The sequence below is a fragment of the Stenotrophomonas sp. DDT-1 genome, assembly GCF_001580555.1.
GTDB lineage: Bacteria > Pseudomonadota > Gammaproteobacteria > Xanthomonadales > Xanthomonadaceae > Stenotrophomonas > Stenotrophomonas sepilia.
This window is the reverse complement of the sequence record NZ_LEKR01000057.1, coordinates 1-23,952: the sequence shown is the minus strand read 5'-3', so window position 1 is coordinate 23,952 and position 23,952 is coordinate 1. Positions and strand designations below refer to the sequence as shown.

20 protein-coding genes are annotated in these 23,952 nt (G+C 67.2%); 12 read left to right on the top strand and 8 right to left on the bottom strand.

Going from position 1 to position 23,952, the window contains the following annotated elements:
• Nucleotides 1-739, top strand: a 739-nt coding sequence (locus AB839_RS19285; protein ID WP_197467697.1) for an ATPase, T2SS/T4P/T4SS family, incomplete at its 5' end; no start/stop codon positions are given.
• A gap of 173 nt (nt 740-912) precedes the next feature.
• Here the strand turns inward: AB839_RS19285 and AB839_RS19280 are convergent.
• The gene (locus AB839_RS19280; RefSeq protein WP_061480578.1) at nt 913-2,286 is read right to left on the bottom strand and encodes a sigma-54 dependent transcriptional regulator; all 1,374 of its coding nucleotides are present in this window, start codon (nt 2,284-2,286) and stop codon (nt 913-915) included.
• Nucleotides 2,287-2,346: 60 nt separating this feature from the next.
• Nucleotides 2,347-3,960, bottom strand: coding sequence for an ATP-binding protein (locus AB839_RS19275; RefSeq protein WP_061480577.1), 1,614 nt, complete (start codon nt 3,958-3,960; stop codon nt 2,347-2,349).
• A 407-nt stretch (nt 3,961-4,367) separates the two neighbouring features.
• On the opposite strand from AB839_RS19275, the gene sucC reads away from it, so the two are divergent.
• The 3 genes from sucC to AB839_RS19260 all read left to right on the top strand — a co-directional run bounded on the left by sucC (nt 4,368) and on the right by AB839_RS19260 (nt 8,252).
• The gene (sucC, locus tag AB839_RS19270; RefSeq protein WP_005418614.1) at nt 4,368-5,537 is read left to right on the top strand and encodes an ADP-forming succinate--CoA ligase subunit beta; all 1,170 of its coding nucleotides are present in this window, start codon (nt 4,368-4,370) and stop codon (nt 5,535-5,537) included.
• Nucleotides 5,538-5,561: 24 nt separating this feature from the next.
• Complete coding sequence (gene sucD / locus AB839_RS19265; RefSeq protein ID WP_061480576.1) at nt 5,562-6,437, top strand: succinate--CoA ligase subunit alpha; 876 nt, start codon at nt 5,562-5,564, stop codon at nt 6,435-6,437.
• A 180-nt stretch (nt 6,438-6,617) separates the two neighbouring features.
• Complete coding sequence (locus AB839_RS19260; protein WP_061480575.1) at nt 6,618-8,252, top strand: NAD+ synthase; 1,635 nt, start codon at nt 6,618-6,620, stop codon at nt 8,250-8,252.
• Nucleotides 8,253-8,365: 113 nt separating this feature from the next.
• Here the strand turns inward: AB839_RS19260 and AB839_RS19255 are convergent, their stop codons facing one another.
• Both AB839_RS19255 and AB839_RS19250 read right to left on the bottom strand, forming a co-directional pair.
• Nucleotides 8,366-9,568, bottom strand: a complete 1,203-nt coding sequence (locus AB839_RS19255; RefSeq protein WP_061480573.1) for a lipase family protein — start codon at nt 9,566-9,568, stop codon at nt 8,366-8,368.
• 198 nt (nt 9,569-9,766) lie between these two features.
• A complete protein-coding gene (locus AB839_RS19250) occupies nt 9,767-10,654 on the bottom strand; it encodes an outer membrane protein assembly factor BamD (RefSeq protein ID WP_032960726.1) in 888 nt (295 codons plus the stop codon).
• 113 nt (nt 10,655-10,767) lie between these two features.
• Here AB839_RS19250 and rluD point away from each other — a divergent pair, with 113 nt between their 5' ends.
• The 4 genes from rluD to AB839_RS19230 are packed head-to-tail and all read left to right on the top strand — an operon-like array spanning nt 10,768 to nt 13,466.
• The gene (gene rluD, locus AB839_RS19245; RefSeq protein WP_080376926.1) at nt 10,768-11,757 is read left to right on the top strand and encodes a 23S rRNA pseudouridine(1911/1915/1917) synthase RluD; all 990 of its coding nucleotides are present in this window, start codon (nt 10,768-10,770) and stop codon (nt 11,755-11,757) included.
• Nucleotides 11,757-12,527, top strand: coding sequence for a peptidoglycan editing factor PgeF (gene pgeF, locus AB839_RS19240; RefSeq protein WP_061480570.1), 771 nt, complete (start codon nt 11,757-11,759; stop codon nt 12,525-12,527). The genes rluD and pgeF overlap by 1 nt, the downstream gene beginning before the upstream one ends.
• A 20-nt stretch (nt 12,528-12,547) precedes the next feature.
• Nucleotides 12,548-13,054, top strand: a complete 507-nt coding sequence (locus AB839_RS19235; RefSeq protein WP_061480569.1) for a DUF4166 domain-containing protein — start codon at nt 12,548-12,550, stop codon at nt 13,052-13,054.
• Nucleotides 13,029-13,466, top strand: coding sequence for a thiol-disulfide oxidoreductase DCC family protein (locus AB839_RS19230; RefSeq protein WP_061480567.1), 438 nt, complete (start codon nt 13,029-13,031; stop codon nt 13,464-13,466). Before AB839_RS19235 ends, AB839_RS19230 begins: the two co-directional genes overlap by 26 nt.
• Nucleotides 13,467-13,536: 70 nt before the next feature.
• On the opposite strand, the gene otsA is transcribed toward AB839_RS19230, so the two are convergent.
• The 4 genes from otsA to AB839_RS19210 form a co-directional block, all read right to left on the bottom strand.
• Nucleotides 13,537-14,901 carry an alpha,alpha-trehalose-phosphate synthase (UDP-forming) gene (otsA, locus tag AB839_RS19225; RefSeq protein WP_061480565.1) on the bottom strand — a complete coding sequence of 455 codons (1,365 nt, stop codon included), beginning with the start codon at nt 14,899-14,901 and terminating at the stop codon, nt 13,537-13,539.
• Nucleotides 14,898-16,679, bottom strand: a complete 1,782-nt coding sequence (locus AB839_RS19220; RefSeq protein WP_061480580.1) for a glycoside hydrolase family 15 protein — start codon at nt 16,677-16,679, stop codon at nt 14,898-14,900. The genes otsA and AB839_RS19220 overlap by 4 nt, the downstream gene beginning before the upstream one ends.
• A 41-nt stretch (nt 16,680-16,720) precedes the next feature.
• On the bottom strand, nt 16,721-17,479 hold the full coding sequence (otsB, locus tag AB839_RS19215) for a trehalose-phosphatase (RefSeq protein WP_061480563.1): 759 nt from the start codon (nt 17,477-17,479) through the stop codon (nt 16,721-16,723).
• A 166-nt stretch (nt 17,480-17,645) separates the two neighbouring features.
• The gene (locus AB839_RS19210) at nt 17,646-20,081 is read right to left on the bottom strand and encodes a TonB-dependent receptor (protein WP_061480562.1); all 2,436 of its coding nucleotides are present in this window, start codon (nt 20,079-20,081) and stop codon (nt 17,646-17,648) included.
• A 214-nt stretch (nt 20,082-20,295) separates the two neighbouring features.
• On the opposite strand from AB839_RS19210, the gene AB839_RS19205 reads away from it, so the two are divergent.
• The 4 genes from AB839_RS19205 to AB839_RS21785 all read left to right on the top strand — a co-directional run.
• Nucleotides 20,296-20,778 carry a DUF3574 domain-containing protein gene (locus AB839_RS19205; protein ID WP_061480561.1) on the top strand — a complete coding sequence of 161 codons (483 nt, stop codon included), beginning with the start codon at nt 20,296-20,298 and terminating at the stop codon, nt 20,776-20,778.
• A gap of 36 nt (nt 20,779-20,814) precedes the next feature.
• Nucleotides 20,815-21,669 (top strand): SH3 domain-containing protein, encoded by an 855-nt coding sequence (locus AB839_RS19200; protein ID WP_061480579.1) that lies wholly within the window; start codon nt 20,815-20,817, stop codon nt 21,667-21,669.
• Between the two features lie 109 nt (nt 21,670-21,778).
• Nucleotides 21,779-23,497, top strand: a complete 1,719-nt coding sequence (locus tag AB839_RS19195; protein WP_061480560.1) for a thiamine pyrophosphate-dependent enzyme — start codon at nt 21,779-21,781, stop codon at nt 23,495-23,497.
• Nucleotides 23,498-23,733: 236 nt separating this feature from the next.
• On the top strand, nt 23,734-23,952 hold a 219-nt coding region (locus AB839_RS21785; RefSeq protein ID WP_206743600.1), incomplete at its 3' end, for a hypothetical protein.

The following is a 23,952-nucleotide window of genomic DNA, read 5'->3' as shown; positions in this document are numbered from 1 at the left end:
GCTGGTGACCGGCCCGACCGGTTCGGGCAAGACGGTGTCGCTGTACACCGCGCTGGGTATCCTCAACGACGAGACGCGCAACATCTCCACCGCCGAAGACCCGGTGGAAATCCGCCTGCCCGGCGTCAACCAGGTGCAGCAGAACAACAAGCGCGGCATGACCTTCGCCGCGGCCCTGCGCTCGTTCCTGCGACAGGATCCAGACATCATCATGGTCGGCGAAATCCGCGACCTTGAGACGGCCGAGATCGCCATCAAGGCTGCGCAGACCGGCCACATGGTGCTGTCCACGCTGCACACCAACGATGCGCCGCAGACCATCGCGCGCCTGATGAACATGGGCATCGCGCCGTACAACATCACCAGCTCGGTGACGCTGGTGATCGCCCAGCGCCTGGCGCGCCGGCTGTGCAACAACTGCAAGCGCCCGGCCAATCTGCCCGAGCATGCGCTGCTGGCCGAAGGCTTCACCCAGGCACAGCTGGACGCGGGTATCGAGCTGTACGAGGCGGTCGGCTGCGATGAGTGCACCGAGGGCTACAAGGGCCGTACGGGTATCTACCAGGTGATGCCGATGACCGACGAGATCGCCACGATCGTGCTGGCTGGCGGCAATGCGTTGCAGATTGCCGAGGCCGCACAGCAGATCGGGGTGAACGATCTGCGCCAGTCGGCGTTGAAGAAGGCCGCTGCGGGCATCACCAGCCTGGCCGAGATCAACCGCGTTACCAAGGATTGAGGTAGAGCCGAGCCCATGCTCGGCTGAGGTACCGAACAGCAGCCGAGCGTGGGCTCGGCTCTACAGTAGATCCACGCCATGCGTGGATGATCGGCCACGGGTCCCATAGTAGTTCCACGCCATGCGTGGATGGCGCGGTCCCGACCACCGCGCAGCCGGGCATGGGCTCGGCTCTACTCCATCCCCAGCTTCTTCAGCTTGTAGCGCAGCGCGCGGAAGGTGATGCCCAGCTGCGCGGCCGTGCGTGTCTTGTTCCAGCGGTTCTCTTCCAGCGCGCGCTGGATGGCGCTGCGTTCGAGCTGTTCGATGTACGAGGGCAGGGCGGCGCTGCCGGGCTGCAGGTCCACCACGGCTTCGGCGTGTGCTGCGCTGCCGGGCGTGCGCGGGGCATGCTGCGGCAGGCGCAGGTCGTCGGCGCCGATGCGGTCTTCTTCGGCCAGGGCCAGCGCGCGTTCCAGGATGTTCTCCAGTTCGCGCACGTTGCCGGGGAAGGCGTACTGGGCCAGTGCATCCAATGCCGACGGCGCCAGCAAAGGCGTCGGGCGGCCGTGGCTGCGGGCCAGCCGTGCCAGCACCGACGCGGCCAGTCCCGGCAGATCCTGGCGACGCTCGCGCAGCGGCGGCACCCTCAGTTCGATCACGTTGATGCGGTAGTACAGGTCGTGGCGGAAGCGCCCGTCCTCGACCAGCTCGGCCAGGTCCTTGTGGGTGGCCGAGAGGATGCGCACGTCCACCGGCTCCTCGTTGGCGGCGCCGACCGCGCGCACCGACTTTTCCTGGATCGCGCGCAGCAGCTTCACCTGCATCTGCAGGGGCAGCTCGGCCACTTCGTCCAGGAACAGGGTGCCGCCATGGGCGGCCTGGAACAGCCCGGGCTTGTCGGCGTGGGCGCCGCTGAAGCTGCCCTTGCGGTGGCCGAAGAATTCGCTCTCCATCAGCTCGCCGGGAATGGCGCCGCAGTTGACCGGTACGAACGGGCCGGCCGCGCGGGCGCCCTGGGCGTGGATGGTGCGTGCGACCAGTTCCTTGCCCACGCCGGATTCACCGAGGATGTAGACCGGCGCCTGGCTGCGCGCGACCTTGCCGATGGTGGTACGCAGCACGTCCATGGCCGGCGAGTCGCCAAGCAGGCGTGCGCCCTGTTCGGCGGCAGGGCCGGGTGCAGGGCGCTCGGTGTTGTTCAGTTCCAGCGCGTGCTTGACCAGGCCACGCAGCACGGCGATGTCCACCGGCTTGCTGACGAAATCGAAGGCGCCGGCCTTCAGCGCTTCCACCGCCAGGTCCATGCTGCCGAAGGCAGTGATCATCGCCACCGGCGTGCGCGGGTAGTGCTGGGCGATCTCGCTGACCAGCTCGATGCCGTTGCCGTCCGGCAGGCGCATGTCGGTGATGCACAGGTCGTACGGATTGCTGGCCAGCAGTTCGCGCGCTTCGGCAAGGTTGGCTGCGGTACTGATGCGCAGCCCCATGCGGCCGAGCGTCAGTACCAGCAGTTCGCGGATGTCGCGTTCGTCGTCGACGACGAGGGCGCTGCGGGTTTCGTTCATGGGCGTGAAAGATAAACGAGGGGGCTGGAAGCGACAAATGTTTGACGCACAGAATCGAGATCAGGTGGGCAACAGCGTATGCGGGCCGGGCAACACCAGGCGGAAGCAGGAGCCGCCGGCGGGTACCGGGATGTAGTCCAGCCGTGCCTGGTTGGCTCGGCACAGCTCGCGGGCGATGTACAGGCCCAGCCCGGTGCCGTGCTCGGACGTGGTGAAGAACGGCCGGAACAACTGCGCGGCCACGCTCTCGGGGATGCCGGGGCCACGATCCATCACGTCGATGACCGCACTGCGCTCGTGCTGCGCCACGCGCAGGCGCACCCGCGCCGGTTGCTGGCCGATGCGGCCATACTTGAGCGCGTTGTGCACCAGCACGGTCAGCACCTGGTAGAGGTGCTTGCTGTCGACCTGGGCCAGCACCGAGGTGTCGTTGATGATCGGCTCGATGCTGTCGGTTTCCAGCGTCTGCCCCTGCTTGTACTCCAGCACGAAGCGGCGCACGAAGGCGGCCAGGTCGACGTTTTCGGGCGTGGCGCGCTCGCGCCGGGCCAGGCCCAGCACGCTTTCGACGATGCCGTTGGTGCGCTGGCACTGCTGGCGGATGATCTGCAGCAGGCGGCGGTCGCTTTCGTTGAAGCCGGTGCCTTCTTCCAGCAGCTGCACCGCGTAGTTGATCGCGGCCAGCGGGTTGCGGATCTCGTGGGCGAGGCTGGCCGAGAAGCGCCCCATTGCTGACAGGGTGAGCGACTCGGCACGGCGCGAGACAACGCTGGAGTCGTCCAGGAACACCAGGGCCAGCTCGCTGCCGGCCAGCAGGCGCGCAAAGCGGGGCTGCACTTCGGGCTGGTCGGGGTTGAGCTGCAGCGGCAGTTCGTCCTGGGCCCAGCCGTTGCGCCAGCGCTGCAGGCGACGGGCGAGTTCCGGGGCGGCGCTGGCCAGGTCCAGGCGGCCGCTTTCGCCGCTGCCGTCGCTGTCACCGAGCAGCATCGAGGCGGCCTCGTTGGCCAGGGTGACACGGTTGTCGGCGTCGACCACCAGCACGCCGGTGCGCATGCGGCGGATGATCAGCTCGTTGATCTGGAACAGGTTGGCTACTTCGTCGCCGCGCTGGTTGGCCAGCTGCTGGTTGCGGCGCGCGCGGCTGCCGACCTGGTAACTGATGAAGGCCAGCGCCAGGTAGCTGGTGGCGAACATCGCCAGTTCGGCCAGGGTGCGGGTGGGGTCGCCGCCTTCCAGCAGCTTCCAGGTGTATTCCACGCCGGTGGCGAGGCTGGCGGCCAGTGCCAGGCCCAGCCCCAGGCTGAGCGGCAGCAGGGTGGCGGCAGCGGCGATGTTGAACAGCAGCGACATCGAAATGCCGGCGCTGGCACCCGGCAGGGCATGCGACAACAGGGTGGCGGCGACGATGTCCACCAGCACGCCGCTGACCACGATCGGGCGCAGCCAGCGTTCGTTGCGGCCGATCACCAGCGCCAGCAGCGACAGCACCAGGTAGATGGCAGCGACGGTGTCGGCCAGCCGCGGGTGGTGGGCTTCGCCGACCATGGCCGACAAGGGGCTGTAGAGCAGGGCGGCGATGACCGAGGCGATCAGCACCCGGTACAGCGCGAAGAAATACAGCTCACGCCGCGGAATCGATTCGATGCGGTCGATCAATGAAGCACTGGGTGACACGCCGGAACTCCCCTTCTGGCTGCCTGGGTCTGGAATCTGCGGCGGGCCTGCCCGGCGTCCCCTGAGGCCGGGCGGTACGTCGCTTCGATGTGGCCCGCGGTGGAAGCCGTCGAGCACCCCCGACGCTGCACACCCTGGTTGACCAGTATAGGCCCCCCGGCAGGCGCCCGCCGGTGCGCCCCTGATCGCGCATTTGACCCGGGCTGGATACCGCTGGCCAGCCGGCCCCCGGGCGCAACTGCCTGAATGACGGCGGAAATCTGGCCGGGTCTGGCGTTTTGTACAGACTTCTTTGCGCCCCGGCGCCGGCTCGGCCACAATAGTGGGCCCGCCGCGGTCCGTGCCGGTGCCTCTTTGAGGGGGCCCTGAGGAATTGCGTGCGGTCGTTCCTATTCCCACGGTGACGCATGAATTTCCACGAATACCAGGCAAAACAACTGCTTGCCGAATACGGCATCCCGGTCCCGGCCGGCAAGGTCGCGGCGACCCCGGACGAGGCGGTTGAAGTCGCCCAGTCGCTGGGCCAGGGCCCCTGGATGGTCAAGGCGCAGATCCACGCTGGCGGCCGCGGCAAGGCTGGCGGCGTCAAGTTCTGCAAGACCGTCGACGACGTGAAGGCCGCAGCGGCCAAGATGCTCGGCACCAAGATGGCCACCTACCAGACCGCCGGCGTCGAGCTGCCGATCAACCTGGTGCTGGTGACCACCGCCGGTGAGATCGTCAAGGAGCTGTACCTGTCGGTCCTGGTGGATCGCGGCACCCGCACCATCAGCTACATCGCCTCTTCCGAAGGCGGCATGGAAATCGAGCAGGTCGCTGCCGAGACCCCGGACAAGATCCACACCCTGAACGTGGACTTCGTCGAGGGCGTGCAGGGTTACCACGGCCGTGACATCGGCTTCAAGATGGGCCTGACCGCCAAGCAGGCCGGCCAGTTCGCTAACATCATGGTGAACCTGTACCGCATCTTCAACGAGAAGGACCTGGCGCTGGTTGAGATCAACCCGCTGGCGATCCTGGACGACGGCAACCTGTACGCGCTGGACGGCAAGTTCAACAGCGACGACAACGCCAACTTCCGCCACAAGGAACTGGTCGCGATGCGCGACAAGTCCCAGGAAGATGAAACCGAAGTGACCGCTTCGGAGCTGGACATCAACTACGTCACCATGGACGGCAACATCGGCTGCATGGTGAACGGTGCCGGCCTGGCCATGGCCACCATGGACGTCATCAAGCTCAACGGCGGCGAGCCGGCGAACTTCCTGGACGTGGGCGGCGGTGCGAACAAGCAGCGCGTCATCGAAGCGTTCAAGCTGATCCTGTCCTCGGACAAGGTTGAAGGCATCTTCGTCAACATCTTCGGCGGCATCGTCCGCTGCGACATGATTGCCGAAGGCATCATCGCCGCCGTGAAGGAAGTGGGCGTCAAGGTTCCGGTCGTGGTGCGCCTGGAAGGCACCAACGTGGAAGAGGGCAAGCAGCTGCTGCGTGACAGCGGCATGGCCATCATCCCGGCTGACAACATCAACGACGGCGCCAAGAAGGTCGTTGAAGCGGTCAAGAACGCCGCCTGATCCACGACACCGAAGGAAATTCCCATGTCTGTTTTGATTAACAAGAACACCAAGGTGATCGTGCAGGGCTTCACCGGCCAGCAGGGCACCTTCCACGCCACTCAGATGATCGAGTACGGCACCCAGGTTGTTGGCGGCGTGACCCCGGGCAAGGGTGGCACCACCCACATCGACCTGCCGGTCTTCAACACCGTTGCCGACGCCGTGCGGAGCACCGGCGCCAACGCTTCGGTCATCTACGTGCCGCCGCCGTTCGCGGCCGACGCGATCCTGGAAGCTGCGGCTGCCGGCATCAAGGTCATCGTCTGCATCACCGAAGGCATCCCGGTGCTGGACATGCTGCGCGTCAAGAACGTGCTGACCCGTTCCTACCCGGACACCGTGCTGATCGGGCCGAACTGCCCGGGCGTCATCACCCCGGGCGAGTGCAAGATCGGCATCATGCCGGGCCACATCCACAAGCCGGGCAAGATCGGCATCGTGTCGCGTTCGGGCACCCTGACCTATGAAGCGGTCAAGCAGACCACCGAAGTCGGCCTGGGCCAGTCCACCTGCATCGGCATCGGCGGTGACCCGATCAACGGCTTGAACTTCGTCGACTGCCTGAAGCTGTTCAACGAAGACCCGCAGACCGAAGGCATCATCATGGTCGGCGAAATCGGCGGTGACGCTGAAGAAGCCGGCGCCGAGTACATCAAGAACCACGTGAAGAAGCCGGTCGTCGGTTTCATCGCCGGTGCGTCGGCTCCGGCCGGCAAGCGCATGGGCCACGCGGGCGCGATCGCCTCGGGCGGCAAGGGCACCGCGGAAGGCAAGTTCGCCGCGATGGAAGCCGCTGGCGTGGTCACCGTCCGTTCGCCGGGCGACCTGGGCGCTGCCATCGCCAAGCTGGTGAAATAAGATCGGCTGCCTCGCGCAGACGATGCTGTAGAGCCGGCCGCTGGCCGGCTGCCTGAAACAGAAGGGCCGCCTTTGGGCGGCCTTTCTGCGTCTGGTGTGTGGTCAGACCCCTTTTGCCATGCAAAAGGGATCTGACCCCGGCGTTACAATGGAAGCATTGCAACCACAGGCTGGATTCCCATGGCTTCGATCCGCATCGCGATGGCGCAGTTCGACTTCCCGGTCGGCGACGTCGCCGGCAACACCGAGCGCATCATCGAGATGATCGGCCAGGCGCGCGATGAGTACGGCGCCGAGCTGGTGATGTTCCCCGAGCTGGCGGTGAGCGGCTACCCGCCGGAGGACCTGCTGCTGCGCCCGGGTTTCCTGTACGAGTGCGAGCAGGCGTTGACCCGCATCGCCACCGCCTGCCGTGGCATCACCGCCGTGGTCGGCTGGCCACAGGCGGCTGGCGCGGTGGTCTACAACGCTGCCAGCGTACTGCGTGACGGCCTGGTCGAGCAGACCTACCGCAAGCGCGAACTGCCCAACTACGCGGTCTTCGACGAGCGCCGCTACTTCGACGTCGATCCGGATGGTGGCAGCTGCGTGTTCGAGGTCAATGGCATTCCGGTCGGCCTGCTGATCTGCGAGGACCTGTGGTTTGCCGAGCCGCTGGCCGACACCATCCGCGCGGGTGCGCAGCTGGTGGTGGTGCCGAATGCTTCGCCCTACGAGCGTGGCAAGCACGCCCAGCGCGACGCCGTGCTGGCCGCGCGTACCCGCGAGAGCGGGGCGGCCATCGCTTACCTCAACGTGGTGGGCGGCCAGGATGCGCTGGTGTTCGACGGTGCTTCGGTGGTGGCGGATGGTGATGGCACGGTGCACCCGGCCGCTGCTGCCTTCGTCGACCAGTGGCTGGTGGTGGAGTATGACGGTGAGACCCGCCGCTTCATGCCGCATGTGTGGATGGACGACGGCGACGAGAGCATGGACGCGCTGGCCTGGCGCGCGGTGACCCGTGGCATCCAGGACTACTGCCGCAAGAACGGTTTCAGGAAGGTGTGGCTGGGCCTGTCCGGTGGCATCGACTCGGCCCTGGTGCTGGCATTGGCCGTGGATGCGATGGGCGCGGAGAACGTGACCGCCGTGCGCCTGCCGTCGCGCTACACCGCCGGCCTGTCCAACGACCTGGCCGCCGAGCAGTGCCGGGCGCTGGGGGTGAAGCTTGAGGCTGTGTCGATCGAGCCGGCGTTCAAGGGCCTGATGGAATCGCTGGCGCCGATGTTCGAAGGCACCGCGCCGGACGTGACCGAAGAGAACCTGCAGTCGCGCAGCCGCGGCGTGATTCTGATGGCGCTGGCCAACAAGTTCGGCGGCCTGCTGCTGACCACCGGCAACAAGAGCGAGTACGCGGTCGGCTACGCCACCATCTACGGCGACATGTGCGGTGGCTACGCGCCGCTGAAGGACCTGTACAAGACCGAAGTGTTCGGCCTGTCCAAGTGGCGCAATACCGTGGGCGGCGCACCGGTGATACCGCCGGCGGTGATCAGCCGCCCGCCGTCGGCCGAGCTGCGCGAGAACCAGCTGGACCAGGACTCGCTGCCGGCTTATGACGTGCTGGACGGCATCCTGTACCGCTACATCGACCAGGAGCAGTCGCGCGGCGAGATCGTGGCCGCCGGCTACGACGTAGCCGTGGTCGACCGCGTGCTGCGCCTGGTGCGCATCAGCGAGTGGAAGCGGCACCAGGCCGCGCCGGGTCCGAAGGTCTCGCGCCGCGCATTCGGCCGCGAGCGGCGTTACCCGATCAGCAACGGCTACAAGGGCTGAGGCAGCGCTTGGCGGGTCGTGCCGGCCGCTGGCCGGCAACCCGTCGGCCCTCTCCGGTGGGTGCGGACCTTGGTCCGTACGGTGGTCGAAGATCATCCACGCGTGGCATGGATCTACGGGACTTCGTCGAGCAGCTGTTCGATGCCGGCAGTTTCCGCAGCGTCGCTGAAGTGGCCATCCTCAAACCGCGCACGTACGAACGCCAGGCCATCGGCCGCCGCCGCGTCCAGCGTGCCCCGGTGGTCGACGGGGTAGCGCCGGAACGCGACCGGCTCGCCTCGCAGGGCCAGGCCAGCGGCGTACAGCAGGGTGGTCAGGTAGGGCACATCGCGGTCCTGGCTGCCATGGCCCAGCATCAGCGGTTGGCTGAAGCCGCGGCGCGGTACGCCGAGATAGTCGTACAGCACGGCCCAGATGCCCGGCACGTGGGTCAGCGGTGCAGTGAACATGCTGCCGGTGTCGGCGCCGTCCAGCGTGGTGGCCAGTTCGCCCAGGCACTGCTGGCGTGCCACGGCCACACGCGCTCGGCCTTCTTCGCTGAGGACGCGGTCGATCTGTGGCGCGACCTGCAGCAGGCCATCGAGCAGATACGCGTGATACGCGTTGAGCGCGCCCGGATTGGCCGCACGGTTGTCCGGCTTCATCACCAGCGCGGTCAGTTCGACTGCGGTGGGCGTGCCGGTGGTGAAGCTGCCGCGGTACTGCAGTGACGGTCGACCATAGGTGGGGGCCATGTGGCCCGCCGTGAGCGCGGCGGCACCGCCCTGCGAATGGCCGACCGACACCCAGCGCGGCGACAGCGTCCCGTTGCCGAGGTACTGGCGGCTGGCCTTGATCATGTCGATGGCGTTGCGCGCGGCAGTGCGCACATGCAGATAGGCATGGTCGCCTGAGCTTCCGAGGCCCTGGTAATCCGCGGCGACCACTGCATAGCCCTGTGCCAGGAACCGATCGAGAAAGCGCCCGTCGCGTTCGGGTTGGTAGGGGCCGGAGACCGAGGGCGCACAACGATCCGCAATGCCCTGGGTGCCATGCGCCCACGACACCACCGGCCAACCACCGATGGGCGGCGTGCCGGCGGGCAGGTACAGCAGGCCGGTGCCTTCGGCCAGCTGCCCGCGGTGGTCAGGAGTGCGGTAGTGCAGTTTGTAGGCCTGGGCGGCCTGGGACGGCACCCAGGTGGCGCGATAGGGGGCTGCGGACAGCAGATCGCCCGGTGCGCCCTGTGCGGCGGCCGGTGGCGCCGAGGTCAGCGCCAGCAGCGCGATGGCGAGGAGGCAGGACAGAGGGCGGATGCTGCAGGGCAGTGGGGCCATGGGGCGCTCCGTGATGGCCGGTGTGGCCGTGGCGCTGCAGTGTGGATGGCCGTGCCCGGGCGGGCTGCGACCGGCGTCGCATCCGCCGTGGATTCGTAGCATTCCTAGGTGCCGCCCCGGCGCGGGGAGGCGGACGAGGAAAGCAGTCCAGCATGGCTCGACTCTACAAAGAAGAAGGGCCCCTTTCGGGGCCCTCGCTTACTTCTTTTCCAGTCGCGCGTTGCGCTGGCCGGTGCTGGCGGACTTCTCGCCGGCGAACGGGTTCAGCTTGCGGATCATCCACGGGTACTTCGGCCACTTCCCTTCCAGCCACGGGTGGTCCGGCTGGTTCAGCTGCAGGACGCGGCGGGCGTCGTCGGCCAGGGTCTTGTTGCCCAGGTGGGTGTAGGAATCGGCCAGCACGGCCACGGCGTCGTACTGGAAGGCGCTCTGCGGGTAGGTTTCCAGCAGGTAGTTGGCGCGGCCCACGGCTGACACCCAGGCGCCGCGGCGCATGTAGTACAGCGCGTTGTCCAGCTCGTGCTGGGCGAACACGTCACGCAGCTCCAGCATGCGCTGGCGCGCATCGGCGGCGTAGCGGCTGTTCGGATAACGATCAACCACGATGTTGAAATCCGAGTACGCCTGGTGCGGCGTGGACAGGTCGCGGCGGCTGGCATCCAGCGACCATACGCGGCGCAGGAAAACCGTACTGCGGTTGGAGTTGGCCAGGCCGCGCAGGTAGTACAGATAGGCAATGTTGCGGTGGGTCGGGTAGGTACGGATGAAGCGGTCGATGCTGGACACCGCGTCATCGTGCTTGCCGGCCTTGTACTGGGCGTAGGCGGTTTCGATCATCGCCTGCTCGGTGTACGGACCGTACGGATACTGGGCCACCAGGCGGCGGAAGCTGGCTTCGGCGCCGCTCCAGTTGCCGCCCTGCATCAGCTTGTGGCTTTTCTCGTACAGCTGTTCGACCGGCACGCCTTCATCGGGGCGATCACCCTTCTTGGCGCCGCGATGGCAGCCGGTTGCGGCGATGACCAGCACCAGCAGCAGGGCGGTGAGGCGGACGGGCGCGGAGAGCATGGCGGAGCGTCGGATCATGAGGTCGAGGCGGGACGCGGCTGGAATACGAAGGGTCGATGATAGCCTAGTGTCCTGTCCAGCGACTGAAACCGGCCGCCGGGACCCCAAAATTTCAAAGAATGCCCCCTGCCATGTCTGAACAACCCTCTGAATCGGCCCGCCAGGCCATTGTCCCCGACACCGCTGCCGGCCGTCGTTTCGACGCGGTCGTGGCCGAACTGTTCCCCGAATACTCGCGCTCGCGGTTGACCGAGTGGATCAAGGCCGGTGAGGTCCTGCTGGACGGTGCCCAGGTGCGCCCGCGCGATCCGCTGCGTGGCGGCGAGGTGGTGACCCTCAACGCGGTGCTGGAAACCCAGACCGACGCCCAGCCGGAGGACATCCCGCTGGACGTGCTGTTCGAGGACGAGCACCTGCTGGTGATCAACAAGCCGGTGGGCCTGGTGGTCCATCCGGGTGCCGGCAATCACAGCGGCACCCTGGTCAACGCGCTGCTGTTCCGCGATCCGTCGGTGGCGGTGCTGCCGCGCGCCGGCATCGTGCACCGCCTGGACAAGGACACCAGCGGCGTGATGGTGGTGGCCAAGACCCTGGAAGCGCAGACCGCGCTGGTCGAGCAGCTGGCGGCACGTGACGTGCACCGTCAGTACCTGGCCATCGTGATGGGCGCGCTGGTGGCCGGTGGTACTGCCGATGCCCCGATCGACCGCCACCCGCGCGACCGCCTGAAGATGGCGGTGCGTGAGGACGGCAAGGAAGCGGTGACCCACTACCGCCTGCGCGAGCGCTTCCGGGCACACACCGCGCTGGAGTGCCGCCTGGAAACCGGCCGTACCCACCAGATCCGCGTGCACATGGCGCACGTGCGCCATCCGATCATCGGCGACCCGCTGTATGGCGGCGCGCTGAAGCTGCCCAAGGGCGCCAGCGACGAGCTGGTGGCCGCGCTGCGCGGCTTCAAGCGCCAGGCCCTGCACGCCGAGACCCTGGAGTTCACGCACCCGATCACCGGTGAACCGGTGCGCAACACCGCGCCGGTGCCGGAGGACATGCTGCACCTGCTGAAGGTGCTGCGCGAAGACAGCGAAGCCTTCGCCGCCCGCGAGCGGGACCGCTGGTGATGGCGGCCGCGCTGCCGTTGCTGCAGGCCGACTGGCCGGCGCCCGCAGGCGTCCATGCGCTGACAACGCGCCGGCACGGCGCGGGCATCTCGCCGGCGCCGTTCGCGCAGTTCAATCTGGGCAACCGGCACGCGGCCGATGGTGATACCCCGGCCAACGTGGAGCACAACCGCCAGCTGCTGCAACAGGGGCTGGCGCTGCCGTCGGCGCCGCACTGGCTGCGCCAGGTGCACAGCAGCACCGTGCTGCGCTTCGATGCACCGCCGGTGCCCGGCGCGAGCGAGCCGGTGGCCGACGCGGCGGTAACCTCGGTGCCGGGCGTGGTGCTGGCGATCCTGACCGCCGACTGCCTGCCGGTGGTGTTCGCCGCCGCCGACGGCAGCGAGGTGGGCGCAGCCCATGCCGGCTGGCGGGGGCTGGCCGACGGCATGCTGGAGGCCACGGTAGCCGCCCTGCAGACGCCGCCGGCGCAGCTGCGGGCCTGGTTGGGCCCGGCCGCCGGGCCGTCCGACTATGAGATCGGCGAGGAGGTCTATCACGCCTTCGTCGGCCATGATCCCGCTGCTGAGCGGGCGTTCGTCGCGACCCGTCCCGGACACTGGAAAGTGGACCTGTTCGCGCTGGCGCGGCAGCGCCTGCAGTCTGCGGGGATGGACCCGGCACAGGTGTATGGCGGCACGGTGTCGACGATGGCCGACCCGGACCTGTATTCGCATCGGCGCGATCGTCGCACCGGGCGCATGGCGACCCTGGCCTGGATCGCGCCCTGACTGCGCCGCTGTTCGCGCGTGTGCTGGGGCCGGCCTTCGCCACCCTGGCAGGACCGGTGCAGGCGCTGCATGCCGCGCCGTTGCCGTGCCGCTACGCAGGGCAGGCCTGCATCGTGAGGGGGCGGCACTGGCTGGTGCCGCTGCTGGCTGCGTTGGCGCGGTTGCCACAGGACGGTGACGCGCTGCCCACCGAGGTGGCGTTCAACCGCTACCGGCAGGGCGAGCAGTGGGCGCGGCGGTTCGGGCGCTGGCCAATGGTGTCGCGGCTGTGGGCGCACGACGGGCATCTGCGCGAGCAGCTGGGCGCGGTGCGCTTCGAGTTCGCGCTGCGGGCCCGCGACGGTGGTATCGACTGGTCGGTGCGCCGGGTCTGGGCGTTCGGGCTGCTGCCGCTGCCGACGCGTTGGTTCGGCGGTGTGCGCTGCCGTGAAGCCTGGCAGGGCGAGCGCTACACTTTCCTGGTCGATGTGACGCTGCCCTGGGCCGGAGCCCTGATCCGCTATGAAGGTTGGCTCGAACCGCAGTGACGCTGCCGCCGAGGCTGGCAGCGCGGTGATCGTGTTCGATGGCGTGTGCGCACTGTGCAATCGCTGGGTGCGGTTCCTGCTGCGTTTCGACCGCAGGGGGCGCTACCGCTTTGCAGCGATGCAGGGGCAGAAGGGCAGCGCGATGCTGCGCGCGCACGGGCTGGATCCGCAGGACCCGATGTCGTTCCTGCTGCTGGACGCACAGGGTGCCTGGACCGATACCGATGCGATCCTGCGCGTACTTGCGGGGCTGGGCGGCGCCTGGCGCCTGGCCGGCGTGCTGCGGCTCGTGCCGCGCGGCTGGCGTGATGCGGCGTATCGCGCGCTGGCACGCAACCGTTACCGCTGGTTCGGTCGGCATGACACCTGCCATCTACCCGCACCGAAACAGGCCGCGCGGTTCCTGGATTGACGAAAAAGGGGACGGAGGGGATTAAGTCGTTTGTGCACAAACGACTTAATCCCCTCCGTCCCCTTTTTCTTCAGCCTTCGAGTGCGTCGAGGTAGCTGCGGCGCCAGTGGTTGATGTCGTAGGTGCGCAGATGTTCCATCATCGCGTGCCAGCGTTCCTTGCGCCTGCTCAGCGACATCGTCGCTGCGGTGGCGATCGCATCGGCCACGCCGTCGAGGTCGTGCGGGTTCACCAGCAGTGCCTGCTTCAATTCGTCGGCGGCGCCGGCCAGCAGTGACAGCACCAGCACGCCGGGATCCTCCGGGTCCTGCGAGGCCACGTATTCCTTGGCCACCAGGTTCATGCCATCGCGCAGCGGCGTGACCAGGCCGACCGCCGCCGCCCGGTAGAAGCCGGTGAGCGTGGCATGGGTGAAGTTCTGGTTGACGTAGCGCAGCGGCGTCCAGTCCGGCTCGGCGTGGCCACCGTTGATGTGGCCGGCGATCTGTTCCAGTTGGCTGCGCAGCTGCCGGTACTCGGTGACATCGCCGCGCGAGACCGGCGCGATCTGCAGGTAGGTGAGCGAGCCGCGCTGGTCCGGGTGGCGCTGCAGGTAGCGCTCGAAGCCGAGGAAGCGTTCGGGCAGGCCCTTGGAGTAGTCCAGGCGATCCACGCCGATCGCCAGCTGGCGGTCCCGCAGGCTGCTGCGCAGGTTCTTCACTGCGGTCTTGGTCGCGGCGGTGCCGGCCTGGCGCGCGATCAGTTCGGTGTCGATGCCGATCGGGAAGGCCGCCGCGCGGAATCGGCGCCCACCGGGTGCTTCCAGCTCACCGTTGTCGAGCACGCGGCCACCACCGAACAGGCGCAGGTAGGTCTGGAAGCGATCGGCATCGCGCTGGGTCTGGAAGCCGACCAGGTCGTAGGCGTACAGCGCGGAGAACAACCGCAGATGATCGGGCATGGCCTGCAGCAGGTCGGCCGACGGCATCGGGATGTGCAGGAAGAAGCCGATGCGGCAGCCGATGCCGCGCTCGCGCAGCAGTGCGCCGAGCGGGATCAGGTGGTAGTCGTGGATCCAGACGATGTCGTCCTCGCGCAGCAATGGCGCGAGCTTGTCGGCGAACAGCGCATTGACCTTGTGGTAGGTCTCGCGGGTGCCGCGGTCGTAGTCGACCAGGTCCAGCCGGAAGTGCAGCAATGGCCACAGCGTGCGGTTGGCGAAACCATTGTAGTAGCCATCGACCTCGCGCTTGCTCAGGTCCATGGTGACGTAGTCGATGTCACCGTCCTTCTGCCGGTGCAGCGTGCCGCTGCCTTCCTTTACGGTCTTGCCGCTCCAGCCGAACCACAGGCCGCCGCGCTCCTTCAGGGCGGCCAGCAGGCCGACCGCCAGGCCGCCTGCGCGGTTCTCGCCGGGCACGGCCACACGATTTGATACCACGACCAGACGACTCACGATGCCTCCTGCCAGGACCGCGACAGGCGCATCGCGGCGGTGATCAGGCCGACATGCGAATAGGTCTGCGGGAAGTTGCCCCAGGCCTCGCCGGTGTCGAAGGCCAGATCCTCCGACAGCAGGCCCAGGTGATTGCGCTGCTTCAGCAGCAGCTCGAACATCTCGCGCGCCTCGTCCAGACGCCCGATCGCCGCCAGCGCATCGATGTACCAGAACGTGCAGATGGTGAAGCTGGTTTCCGGTTCACCGAAGTCATCCGGAGCGACATAGCGGTACAGCGAATTGCCATGCTTGAGGCCACGGCCGATGGCTTCGACGGTGGCGATGAAGCGGGCGTCCATCGCGTCGATGAAGCCGATGTCGGCCAGCAGCAGCAGCGAGGCGTCCAGGCGATGGCCACCGAAGGTATCGGTGAAGTGGCCCAGCTCTTCGCTCCACGATTCGGCCATGATGCGCGCGTGGATGGTGTCGGCACGTGTGCGCCAGTAGTGGGCGCGGTCATCGCGCTTCAGCCGCACGGCGATCTTGCACAGGCGGTCGCAGGCGGCCCAGCACATCGCGCTGGTGTAGGTGTGCACCTCAGTGCGGCCGCGGAACTCCCACAGGCCGGCATCGGGTACGTCGTGCAGGGCGAAGGCCTGCTCGCCGAGGGGTTCGAGGCGGGCGAAGGTGTGCGCATCACCCGGGTCCTGCAGGCGCCGGTCGAAGAACAGCTGCGTGGACGCCAGCACGACGCTGCCGTAGACATCGTGCTGGCGCTGCACCCAGGCCAGATTGCCGCGCCGTACCGGGCCCATGCCGCGGTAGCCGGACAGGCTGGGGACCTCATCTTCGTCCAGCTTGGCTTCGAAGCCGATGCCGTACAGCGGCTGCAGCGTGCCGTCGGTGGTGGCCAGGTTGAAGATGTAGCCGAGGAACTGTTCCATCGTGCGCGTGGCGCCGAGGCGGTTCAGCGCCCGCACCACGAATGCCGCATCACGCAGCCAGCAGTAGCGGTAGTCCCAGTTGCGCACGCTGCCGGGGGCTTCAGGAATGGAGGTGGTCATCGCCGCGATGATCGCGCCGCTGTCCTCGTACTGGCACAGCTTCAGCGTGATCGCACTGCGGATCACCGCGTCCTGCCATTCCAGGGGAATGGACAGGTAGCGCACCCATTCGCGCCAGTAATCGCGGGTACGCTGGAAGGCCTCCTGCACATAGCCGCTGATCGAACGGTTGAGCGATTCATCCACGCCCAGGATCAGGTGGATGGGATGGTTGAGCACGAACGGCAGGCCATCGCGTACGAAGCGCACCGGCACGTCGGTGGTCAGCCGCAGCACGTGTTCGGGCAGCACCCAGCGCACATGGTTGCTGCCCCAGGTGGATTCCGGAACGCGCGCGCCCCAGTCCGCCAGCGGGCGTGCGCGTACGGTGATGCGCGGGCTGCCAGCCAGCGGACGCACCTGGCGGATCAGGCTGACCGGGCGGTAGAAACGGTCGTTCTGGCGCCAGCGTGGGGCGAAGTCGAGGATTTCCAGTTCGCCGCCGTGCGCGTCGCGCAGCACGGTGCGCAGGATCGCCGTGTTGGTCAGGTATTCCTGCTCGCTGCTGGCGAAGTCTTCCAGCTCGATGGCGAAGTCGCCACCGGTCTGCTGGTTGGGGCCGAGCAGCGCACAGAAGGTAGGGTCGCCGTCGAAGGTGGGCAGGCAGCTCCAGACAACGCGGGCACGTTTGTCGACCAGGGCGCCGAAGCTGCCGTTGCCGACCACGCCCAGATCAAGATCGGGTTGGGTCATCACGCGGTACATCTCGGTTGCGGCCGTGGGAGTTGGCCGGGTCAATAGGCATTCTCACGCAGCCAGGCGTGCACGCTGCGTATGTCGGGCAGCGCGAACACCGCCGCGCTGGGTTCACGTTCACCCACCAGCACGCTCCAGCCATGCTGGCCGTTGGCGGCATCGAAGCCGAACTCATCGGTCAGGTCATCGCCGAGGAACACCGGCAGGCGACCGCGGAAGGGCAGGTACTGCATCATCCGAAGCACCGCACGGCCCTTGTCGGTGCCGACGGGCACGAACTCGACCACATGGTCGCCGGGCTGCAGGCGGTAGCTGGCACGGCCCCGCACGTGGCGGTCGGCGAAGGCGCGGACGTCCCTGGCTGCATGCGGCGCGCCGCGCCAGTGCAGGGCCAGGCCGACACCCTTGTCTTCCACCAGCACGCCGGGATGGCCGTGGGCGAAGCGCATCGCCTGCTGGTGCAGTGCGTGCAGCCATTCGGCGGTGTCGTCATCGTGTTCGTCGCGCAGTACGCGACCATCCTGCCCACGCAGTTCATGGCCATGCAGGCCCGCAGCAGGCAGTTGCAGCGGAGCGAACAGTTGATCCAGCTGTTCGAGCGGGCGGCCACTGACCAGTGCCACGGCACCTTCCAGGCGGTCGCTGATGCGGCCGATGGCTTCGCGCACATCCGGCAGCAGCTGCACGGCATCCGGGCGTGCAGCGAATTCGATCAGGGTGCCGTCGACATCGAGGAACAACGCGCAGGCGTCATCCAGCAATGGCGGCGGCGGACGCAGGGGGAGCGGTTCAGCCATGAAGCCCAGCTTGCCAGCGTGGGCGTGTACGTGGGGTCGAGGGCAGGCTACGGCCTTGCTTCGGTGGGTGCCGACCGTTGGTCGGCATAAAGGGTCAGCCTGCATTGAACCCGGGCAGTGCGGACCAACGGTCCGCACCCACCCAAGGCAATTACACCCAGAGCAATCAGAAGGTATAGCGAACGCGGCCGTAGTAGTACGCACCGTTGCTGCCGATCGGCGACAGCACGTCGTATGGCAGGTTGCCGAAGTAGTGGATATCGCTGTTGGATCGATCCGGATAGTTGTCGGTCAGGTTCTGCCCACCGAGGGCCACGCTCCACTGCGGGGTGATGCGGTATTCGACTTCCGCATCCAGCTGCCACTCGGCCTGGTAGGTCTGGCGCGGGATGTAGCCGTCACCGAAGTTGAACACGCGGGTGGCGCTGCCATAGCGGTTCACGCGGGTGCTCAGCGACCAGTGGTCGTTGCTCCATGCGGCCGAGAAACTGCCACGTGTACGCGGTGTGGCATCGGTCAGCGTGTTGGTCTCTTCAATCCCGAACAGCACATAATCCGGGTCCAGCGCCTGCAGCTGGGCCGGCGTGGCCAGCACGTTCTTCAGCGTGGTCTTGGTATAGGCATAGGTGCCGGTCAGCAGCAGCTGGCCATCGCCCAGCGACTGCCGCCAGTTGGTGACCAGTTCGGCACCGCGGGTGCGGGTGTCGGCGGCGTTGACGAAGAAGCTGGCGCTCTGCAGGCCGCTGACGCCGTAGTTGGCGGCCACGTAGTCGGTCAGCGCATCGCCGGTGATGCTCTCCGACAGCGCGATGCGGTCATCGATGTCGATCTGGAAGAAGTCCAGCGACATGTCGAAATGCTCGCCGATGCGGCTGGTGAAACCGAGCGAGGTGTTCAGCGATTTCTCTGGCTTCAGGTTCTGTGCCCCCAGGCCGCGTGCGATCGGATTGTTGACCGACAGCAGGCGGCCCTGCACCAGCTGGCCACCTGCGTTGTAGCCGGTAGAGGTGGACTCGTAGCCGACCTGCGCCAGCGACGGTGCGCGGAAGTTGTTGGAGATCGCGCCGCGCAGCGCGAACGCCGGGGTGAACTCATAGCGCAGGCCGAGCTTGCCGGTCAGCTCGCCGCCGAAGTCGTCGTTGTGCTCGTAGCGCGCGGCCAGATCGGTGGAGAACTTTTCGCCGAACTGGCTGGACAGGCTGGCATAAGCACTGGCCACATCGCGCGACAGGCGCGCCGCATCCTGCGGGGTCAGGCCGCCACCGGCCTGCGAACCGGTCGGGCGGTCGGTGTACGGACCGGCGGCATAGCTGGCCGGGTCGCCGGGGCGGGTCTGGTAGCGCTCATGGCGTGCTTCCACGCCCAGGCCCAGGGTGTGGCTGATGCTGTCGTTCTGGGTGAACACGCGGCTCAGATCGAGGTTGCCCACGGTCTGCGCATATTCGTAATCGGCGGTCTTGAAGCGGGTCGGGCTGGTCGGGCCCAGCGAGGCGTTGAGCGAATCACGCAGGCGATAGGTGAAGTCATTCTGGCCGTAGTCCAGGCTGCCGTCGTAGCTCCATTCGCTCCACTGCCCGCGCACACCGGCCACGGCCTGCACGTCGCGGTTCTCACCTTCGGAGATCGGCCGGTAGCCATTCGGATAGACCTGCTTCCAGTTGGCATCGCCATCGGGATAGCGGAAGTAGTTCGCGCCTTCGGTGTCACGCTGGTTGAAGGTGCCGAACGCGTAGAACGTCGAGGTCTGGCCCACCGGAATCTCGGTGTTCAGCCACAGGTTGATGTCCTTGCTCTTGCCATCACCCAGGACATAGTTGCGCTTGCCCCGCAGTGCCAGGTTGCCCGGGGTCTGGTCCCACGGCGGAATCTGGTCGAAGCCGGCGCGGTTGGTGCCGTTGCGGTGCTTGTATTCCAGGCCGACGCGCAGGAAGCCACCGTCTTCGCCCAGCGAGGTGCCGACCTTGGCGCTGAGGTTGCCGGTCTGGCCATCGGTGAGGGTGCGGCCGATCGGCTTGAGGTCGGTGTGGTTGGCACCGTAGCTCGCCTCGATCTCGCCGCCGTCACCGCCGTTGTCGAGGATCACGTTGATCACGCCGGCCACGGCGTCCGAGCCGTACAGCGCACCGGCGCCATCGCGCAGCACTTCAATGCGCTTGATCGCGCTGACCGGAATCGAATTGAAATCGACCGGGGTGGTGCCCTTGCCGATCTTGCTGTCGGTGTTGACCAGCGCGGTGTGGTGGCGGCGCTTGCCGTTGACCAGCACCAGCACCTGGTCCGGCGACAGGCCACGCAGCTGCGCGGCGCGCACATGGTCGGCGCCACCGGAGTTGGACTGGCGCGGGAAGTTGAACGACGGCAGCAGCGCCTGCAGCGCGCTGCCCAGCTCACCGTTGACCACGCCGGCCTTGCGGATGTCCTCGGCGGTGAGCACATCCACCGGCGAGGTGGATTCGAGCACGGTGCGGTCGGCGGCACGGGTGCCGGTGACGATCACCGTGTCCAGGTTGGTGGCGTCCTGGGCCAGGGCCGGGACGGCGGCGGAGGAAAGCGCGAGGGCGATGGCGAGGCCGAGCGGCGACGCGGGCAGGCGGGCGGACATGGGGGCTCCAGCAACAACGACGGCGGGGAAGGGGAGATGGTTTCACTTACATCCATCCGGATGAAGCGATATATTATCTTCGCGTGATGATCGGTGCCGATGCAAGCCCCTGCCGGTCCGGCATGAGCTGATGCCCGGTTGGCATCAGCACGCCGGGCCGGTGGCGCTGTACGCTGCCGGCTCGCCTTGTCCCCCTTTCTCCGGAGCTGTACCGATGAAACACCTTGGCCTCGTCTTTGCCGTGCTGTTGGCCACCAGCGGCTGCGCCAGCCTCTCATCGCAGGCGCCCAGCGCCTATGCCACGGCCACTACCGCCGAACTGAAGGGCGACGCCGCGCGCCCGTCTTCCGCGCACGGCTGGGTGCGCAGCGAGCTGTACTTCGGCGTGGGCGAGGAGCAGGGCGCCGGCAACCGTCCGCAGGCCGACACCATCAGCGAGGCGCAGTGGCGCACCTTCCTGGACAAGGAAGTGACCCCGCGCTTCCCGGATGGCCTGACCGTGTTCGATGCCTATGGCCAGTGGCTGTTCCGCGGCGATGCCGCGCCCAACCGCCTGCGCACCAAGGTGCTGGTGGTGCTGCATGAGGACACCCCGCAGCGCCGCGCCGATATCGAAGCGATCCGCCTGGCGTGGAAGCAGCAGACCAGGCATCAGTCGGTGCTGTGGTCGCGGCAGCCGGTCGAGGTATCGTTCTGAGTTGAAGGTGCCGCCGCGGTGCCGCAGGGAGCAATGATGAACTACAGGGAATGCCTGCTCGGCCTGGTACTGGCAGGCGTGCTGGCACCGACGGCGCAGGCGGAGGACGAGGGCGAAACGCTGCGCTTCCAGGTGGCCGCGCATGTGCAGGCGCACGCCGATCCCCAGCAGGACGGCAGCATTGCCGTGCAGCTGTCGCCGTCGGGCAAGCGCCAGACGTTGGAGGGCGCGGCGGATGCCGACGGCCGTTCGCGCTGGTCGCTCGAAGATGTCGATTTCGACGGTTACCCGGAACTGGTCGCACGCGCCCCGGTCGGCATGGTCAACGAAGCGGTGGCGGTGTACCGGTTCGATCCCGCCAGTGCCGGGTTCCGCGCGCTGCGGGCTGAAACCCACGGCAGGGAGAGCTGCGGCGAGCTGATGGGCCTGATGGTCGACCGCCCCAGCCGTACCCTGACCAGCAGCTGCCGCAGCGGCCCGATGTGGTACACCGACCAGTACCGGTTTGCAGGCGCGACACTCTATCTGTACCGCGCCGAGCGCGTGCTGATGCTGGGCGATACGGTAAACGCCGCGCTGCAGTGGGAACAACGCGAAGAGAACGGGCCGTTGGCGGTCTGGCGCACCTATGATCCCGCCGGCCGTGTGTTGGAAAGTGCCATTACCGATGGCCTGGGCGCACCGCCGGATGGACCGTTGCGCGGCCAGCAGGCCACCGTGGCATCCGCGCGGCTGTTCCTGTTCGACCGGCCTGGTGCGTCCAGCACCAAGCGTTACCTGGTGCAGGGCGATCGGGTAGAACTGCTGGATGAACAGGATGGCTGGGTGAAGCTGCGCTACCGCAACCCGAAGCACGGCGCGGTGGTGGGCTGGATCAACGTCAATGATTGACGAGACGTCTGCCCGCATTTTGCACATCGAGGCGACGAGCGACGCGCCCACGGGGGCATCACTTCATCAGGTCTAGCCTCGGACGTTCCCCCCTTCGAGGATGTATCCGATGAGCAAGCGCGTGGCCGAAATCGTGGTGGACGCCCTGCAGCAGGCCGGTGTCCGCCGTTGCTACGGCATCGTGGGCGATACGCTCAACCATGTGACCGATGCGATGCATGGCAGCGAGATCGCCTGGGTGCACGTGCGCCATGAAGAAGTGGCAGCGTTCGCTGCCGGCGCCGATTCGCTGGTGAGCGGCGAGTTGACCGCCTGCGCGGGTTCCTGTGGTCCCGGTGGCCTGCACTTCATCAACGGCGTGTTCGAGAGCAACCGCAACCGTGCGCCGATCGTGCTGATCGCCAGCCAGGTGGTGACCAGCGAGCTGGGCATGGAATTCCCGCAGGAAGTGGATTTCAAGTCGGTCTATGGCAGCTGCACGGTGTTCTGCGAGCAGGTGCACAGCCCGGAGCAGGCGCGACGCGTGGTGGCCCTGGCCTGCCAGGCCGCGATCAGCCGCCGTGGCGTGGCGGTGGTGATCCTGCCGGCCGATATCAGCCAGGCCGAGGTGAAGCACGATGTGCCGTTCTCGGTGCATTACACCCAGCCGGTACTGCGCCCCTCCGACGCCGAGCTGCAGCGCATCGCCGAGCTGCTGGGGCAGGGCAAGCGCATCGGCATCTACGCCGGTGCCGGTTGCCAGGGCGCGCACGCACAGCTGCTGGAACTGGCCCGGCGCCTGCAGGCCCCGATCGCGCACACCTCGCGCGCCAAGGACTTCGTCGAGCCGGACAACCCGTACAACATGGGCATGACCGGCATCTTCGGCATCGAGTCCGGCTTCCACGCGCTGATGGCGTGCGACACGCTGCTGCTGCTCGGCGCCGACTTCGCCTGGGGCCAGTTCTACCCGGACAAGGCCACCATCATCCAGGTCGACCGCGATGGCAGCCACCTCGGCCGCCGCCACCCGGTGAACCTCGGCGTGGTCGGCGATATCGCACCGACGCTGGATGCGTTGCTGCCGATGCTGCCGCCGCGCGAGGACAGCAGTTTCCTGGACGAGTGCATCGAGCATCGCGACAAGGCGCTGAAGAAGCGCGAACAGGAGGAGCAGCCGGGCGAAGGCGAATTGATCCATCCACAGCACCTGACCGCGCTGCTCTCGAAGCACGCCACCGAAGATGCACTGTTCACCGCCGACGGCGGCTCGCCGATGGTATGGGTGCTGCGCCATATCCGCGTGAACGGCCGCCGCCGCACGCTGACCAGCCTGCTGCACGGAACGATGGCCAACGCGATGCCGCAGGCGCTGGGGCTGCAGAAGGCCTTCCCCGGCCGGCAGGTGATCTCGCTGTCCGGCGATGGTGGCCTGGCGATGCTGCTGGGTGATCTGTTGACGGCGGTGCAGGAGAACCTGCCGATCAAGGTGGTGGTGTTCAACAATGGCTCGCTGAACTTCGTCGAGCTGGAGCAGAAGGTGGAAGGCCTTCTGGACAACTACACCGACCTGAAGAACCCGGACTTCGGCCGCTTGGCCGAAGTGATCGGCTTCCATGGCCGCACGGTCACCCGCAGCGAGGATCTGGAGGAAGCGGTGCAGGATTTCCTGTCGCAGCGCGGCCCGGCATTGCTGGACGTGCACACGAGTCGCGCCGAGCTGGTGATGCCGCCGCAGATCGAGGCCAAGCAGGTCGCCGGCACGGCGCTGTATGCGGCCAAGGCGGTGTTGAACGGCTGCTTCGACGACGTGAAGCATCTGCTGGTGGACAACTTCCTGAAGAAGTAGGGGGTGGTCGATGCAGGGCTGCGCCCTGCACCTGCAGAGGCCAAAGCAACAGCCGAAGCAACAGCAACAGCTAGGTATCCGTGAGATGGCGGGGTGGGTCCGGTTGCGGGGGGCGCTGCAAGTACGTCCATGTAAGCTCGGTCGCCGCATCCATGCGGCTCACGCCCCCGCAACCGGACCCACCCCGCCTTCGACAGCTTCCTGCAATCTGCCGGAACGGGATATTGCACTGGTGGGTGTCGACCTTGGTCGACACGGTGGATCCACGCCATGCGTGGATGAACGAAAGAATGATCGGAATGATCTTCTGTAGAGCCGAGCCATGCTCGGCTGAGAGGCTTCGCGTACAGCAGCCGAGCATGGGCTCGGCTCTACAAAGAGAGCCTGCCTTTGCTTTTGATCTTTTGATTCTTTTCCGTGGCTGGCACGCGCAGGAAACTGTGGGAGGCCGGTCG